The sequence below is a fragment of the Spirillospora sp. NPDC049652 genome (genome assembly GCF_040675125.1).
Taxonomy (GTDB): Bacteria; Actinomycetota; Actinomycetes; order Streptosporangiales; family Streptosporangiaceae; genus Spirillospora.
In genome coordinates this window covers 1-3,171 of sequence record NZ_JBFAOF010000847.1, presented here as the reverse complement: position 1 = coordinate 3,171, position 3,171 = coordinate 1, and the positions used below count along the sequence as shown (strand labels likewise).

At 72.4% G+C, this 3,171-nt stretch carries 3 protein-coding genes; all 3 read left to right on the top strand.

The genetic code is table 11. From position 1 onward, the window contains the following. Positions 1–581, top strand: a 581-nt coding sequence (locus tag AB0J52_RS33705) for an alpha/beta fold hydrolase (protein WP_500186924.1), incomplete at its 5' end; no start/stop codon positions are given. 134 nt (positions 582–715) lie between these two features. Then, a complete protein-coding gene (locus AB0J52_RS33700) occupies positions 716–2,908 on the top strand; it encodes a terpene synthase family protein (RefSeq protein ID WP_500186923.1) in 2,193 nt (730 codons plus the stop codon). Between the two features lie 25 nt (positions 2,909–2,933). After that, positions 2,934–3,171, top strand: a 238-nt coding sequence (locus tag AB0J52_RS33695; protein WP_500186922.1) for a nitronate monooxygenase, incomplete at its 3' end; no start/stop codon positions are given.

Here is a 3,171-nt window from a genome sequence, read left to right as displayed (position 1 = left end):
CGCAGGCCCACGCGGACCGCGTCATCGCGCTGGTGCTGCGCGGCGTCTACCTCGTCCTGCCCGCCGACGAGCCGTGGTGCTTCGCCAAGGGCGGCGTGTCCCGGCTGTTCCCGGACGCCTTCGAGGGCTTCCGCGACGCGATCCCCGAGGACGAGCGCGGCGACTACATGGCCGCCTACGCCCGCCGCCTCGCCGACCCCGACCCGGCCGTCCACATCCCCGCCGCGCTCGCCTGGACCCGCTGGGAGGACACGACCAGCTATCTCGTCCCGCGCGAGGACGACGAGGACGTCCGCGCCGCCGTCGCCGTCGCCCGCCTGGAGAACCGGTACTTCGGCAACGGCTGCTTCCTCGAACCCGGCCAGCTGCTGAGCGACGCGCACCGGCTGAACGGCCTGCCCGGCGTCATCGTCAACGGCCGCTACGACCTGCTCACCCCGCCGGACGCCGCCTGGGCGCTGCACAAGGCGTGGCCCGGCTCCGAACTGCACCTGGTGCCCGACGCCGGCCACGGCTTCGACGAACCCGGCACCCTGAACCATCTCATCGAGGCCACAGACCGGTTCCGCGGAGCACGATGATCTGACCACGGGGCAATCATCACCCTCTGTCAGAATGCGCGCCGGGAGCGTGTTCTCCGCGCGGCTTCCGGTGCGGTTTCCGGCACGGCTCCCGGCGTGGCCTGTCCGGCGCGAGGCGAGAGGGTGGACCGCCCATGGGCGTGGTCGGCACGACACAGCCGTTCCGGCTGCCGAGGTTCTACAGCGCCTATCCCGCGCGGCTGAACCCGAACCTGGAGGCGGCCCGCGCGCACTCGGTGCCGTGGGCCCGCGCGATGGGCATGCTGGAGGGCTCGGACGTCTGGGACCAGGCCGACCTGGAGGCCCACGACTACCCCCTGCTGTGCGCCTACACCCACCCCGACTGCGACGCCGGGGAACTCGCCCTCATCACCGACTGGTACGTGTGGGTGTTCTTCTTCGACGACCACTTCCTGGAGCGCTTCAAGCGCACCGGCGACCGCGAGGGCGGCCGCGACCACCTGGCGCGGCTGCCCTTGTTCATGCCACTGGACGGCGACATGAGCCGCGTCCCCGAACCCGAGAACCCCGTCGAGGCGGGCCTGGCCGACCTGTGGGCCCGGACCGTCCCGGCGATGTCCCCGGCGTGGCGGGAGCGGTTCGCCGAACGCACCCGGCACCTGCTGAACGAGTCGCTGTGGGAGCTGTCGAACATCAACGCGCACCGCGTCGCCAACCCCGTCGAGTACATCGAGATGCGGCGCCGGGTCGGCGGCGCCCCCTGGTCGGCGAACCTGGTCGAGCACGCCGCGCACGCCGAGATCCCCGCGCGGATCGCCGGGTCGCGCCCGATGGCGGTGCTGCGCGACGCGTTCGCCGACGCCGTCCACCTGCGCAACGACCTGTTCTCCTACCAGCGGGAGGTCGAGGACGAGGGCGAGCTCAGCAACGGCGTGCTCGTCCTGGAGAAGTTCTTCGGCTGCGGGACGCAGGAGGCCGCCGAGGCCGTCAACGACATTCTCACCTCCCGGATCCAGCAGTTCGAGCACACCGCGCTCACCGAGGTCCCCGCGCTGTGCGCCGAGGAGGGCCTCACCCCGGACGAGGTCGCCCGGGTCGGCGCGTACATCAAGGGGCTCCAGGACTGGCAGGCCGGTGGTCACGAGTGGCACATGCGCTCGTCCCGCTACATGAACCGGGGCGCGCTGGACGCCGACGCCGAGGCGCGCGTGCCCGCCTTCCCCGGCGCCGCCGAACTCGGCATGAGCGGGCTGGACATCCGGTCGCTGTTCGGGCCGCCCGCCATCGCCCGGCTCCGCAAGTACGCGCACGTCCCCCAGCGGGTCGGGCCATCGGTCATCCCCGAGATCGACATGCCGTTCACGCTGTCGCTGAACCCCCACCTGGACCGGGCGCGCGACCACCTGGCCGACTGGGCCGAGCGCATGGGCCTGCTGCGCCCGCAGCCGGGCGTTCCCGGCTCGGGCGTCTGGAACGCCCGGCTCCTCGCCGACTTCGACCTCGCGCTCTGCGCCGCCGGCCTCGCGCCCGACGCCGGCCCGGACGAGCTCGATCTCGGCGCCCAGTGGCTCGCCTGGGGCACCTACGCCGACGACTACTACCCCGCGGTGTTCGGCCGCGGCCGCGACATCGCCGGAGCCCGCGCCACCAACGCCCGCCTCGGCCTGTTCATGCCCGTGGCCGACGGCGCGGCCACCCCCCGGCCCGAGAGCGCCCTGGAGCGCGGCCTGGACGACCTGTGGCGGCGCACCGCCGGGCCGATGGCCCCCGAAGGACGCCGCCGGTTCCGCGCCGCGGTCGACACGATGCTCGAAAGCTGGCTGTGGGAACTGGGCAACCAGCTCCAGAACCGCGTCCCCGACCCGGTCGACTATATGGAGATGCGCCGCCGCACCTTCGGCTCCGACCTCACCCTGGCCCTCACCCACCTCGGCAAGGCCGCCGGGCTCCCCGACGCCGTCTACGCCACCGGTCCCGTGCAGTCGCTGCTCCACTCGGCCATGGACTTCAGCACCCTGGTCAACGACGTGTTCTCGTTCCAGAAGGAGATCGAGTTCGAAGGCGAGTTCCACAACATGGTGCTGGTCGTGCAGAACTTCTTCGGCTGCGACCGCGCGACGGCGCTGCGCGTCGTCGCCGACCTGATGACCTCGCGGATCCGGCAGTTCCAGCACGTGGTGATGCACGAGCTGCCCGTCCTCGCCGACGACATGGGGCTGTCCAGGCAGGAGCGGGCCGCGCTCGGCGGGCTCGTCCGGGAGTATCAGAACTGGATGGCGGCCATCGTGAACTGGCACCGCCGCACGCGCCGCTACGGCGAGGAGGACCTGATCCGCCGGTACCGCGAGACCCCCTGGACCGAATGACGTTCGGCCCAGTAGCGTCGGCGGCATGCGCACCGACGTCTGCGAGCGATTCGGCACCGAGTTCCCCCTCTTCGCCTTCTCCCACTGCCGCGACGTCGTCGCCGCCGTCACCAACGCCGGCGGCCTCGGCGTCCTCGGCGCCGTCGCCTACACCCCCGACCGGCTCGAGGAGGAACTGCGCTGGATCGACGACCACGTCGGCGGCCGCCCCTACGGCGTCGACGTGCTCGGCCCGCTCGGCCGACTCGTCGATCTTCGCCGGG